Below are 1,494 nucleotides of genomic sequence, written 5' to 3'. Positions count from 1 at the left end.
CAAACCTATCGTTTTAATTCTTAAAAGCTTAGTAGATTTAGATATTTTAAGTCAAAGTATGCATTCTAATTGGCAGGCTATTAGAAACGAATCAGCGCATGGGATTGAAAGAAAATTAAGCTTTGAAGATGAAAGTTCCTTAGAAAAAATATTAGATGACTCAAATTTTTTAGAGGAAGTTTTTTTTAGATTGATATTTCATATTATAGGATATACAGGAGAATTCTATCAATTTTCTCAGTATGGATACCCTATAACTAGTTTAAAAAATTAGATTAAATGAGTAAGTTTAGCGTTTATATAAGGTGGATTACGCATCCGCTAATCCACCCTACGCACTACGTACGTTTAAACTGTGTTTATTGTAAAATTAATCTTAACATGACAACTTATTCGCTGGGCTAAAAGCCCAGCCTACATCAAAACTCGCAATCATAAAATAGTCGTCTTGCGGTGCGGTTTAGCCCTGACTGGAGCGGTTATCCTGTCGTGACTACTAGGTTGCAAAGGCTCGGCAGGTCAGGATGTCGCGGTAGCAGCAACCTGACCTGCCTATAGCCGTGCCCTAGCAGATATGGCAGATAATAGCGGACGGCAGGATCAGCTCCCATCATGATTTTTGCAATAACGACTTCCCACAATACAATTCCACAATAGATAGCTGCAAACTACCTCTTTTCTCGCTACAATACGCGTATGATGTGCACGCTGTATAACTGAGCAACCACCGCCTTTTATTTACCCATTATCCGAGAATCCTATGAGCCACCCACTAAATCATAAGCCACCTGCTGACCTATTAAAAAATGCCGAACACTGGCGCGAAGATATTAACTTTCGCCAAGACGTATTGGGCAAGCCGTTTGATTTTTCGACCACGTGGGGTATTTTTTCACCGCAAAAGCTCGATGACGGTAGCTTGATGCTGCTTGATTATGTGGATTTTGAAGCTGACGATGATTCAATTGATTTGGGCTGTGGTTATGGCGTACTTGGTATGACGGCAGCACGTGAATGTCCGAATGGTCAACATACGCTGATCGATAAAGACTTTATGGCGGTAGAATACGCATGCCGTAACTGTGAAAAAAACGGTCTAACCAATGTCGATGTGCATTTATCAAACGGCTTTAATCAAGTGGCAAAAGACAAAGACTTTAGCCTGGTGATGTCAAACTTGCCAGCCAAAGTGGGCAAAGAGCAGCATTATTTATACTTCCTTGATGCTTATGAGCGTATGCGTACGGGTGGTCGCTTTTATGTGGTTACTATCAACGGCCTACGTCAGTTTGTGAAGCGCTCATTTACCGAAGTATTTGGCAATAGCGATAAGATCAAGCAAGGTAAGACGTACACCATTACCATGGCAACCAAAGACTAATACCAACCGCCAAAAATACGATTAGCTGTGTCAAAATCGCTTAGCTTACAATGCGTAGTACTTGCGCTCTTTTTCCTTGCTACTCTAATTTTTGTGAATGGTATAAATTTTTG

Annotated in this window: 1 protein-coding gene and 1 pseudogene; both read left to right on the top strand. The window is 40.6% G+C overall.

Annotated elements, in window-relative coordinates:
* Positions 1-274, top strand: a pseudogene (locus ACT3RN_RS15560) (hypothetical protein); the annotation flags it as partial.
* 486 nt (positions 275-760) lie between these two features.
* On the top strand, positions 761-1,381 hold the full coding sequence (locus ACT3RN_RS15555) for a class I SAM-dependent methyltransferase (protein WP_192518516.1): 621 nt from the start codon (positions 761-763) through the stop codon (positions 1,379-1,381).
* Positions 1,382-1,494: the final 113 nt, after the last annotated feature.

This window comes from Psychrobacter sp. AOP5-GZ1-6 (genome assembly GCF_052376345.1).
Lineage (GTDB): Bacteria > Pseudomonadota > Gammaproteobacteria > Pseudomonadales > Moraxellaceae > Psychrobacter.
The sequence above is the reverse complement of the archived record's forward strand: the minus strand, read 5'-3'. Positions and strand labels throughout refer to the sequence as shown.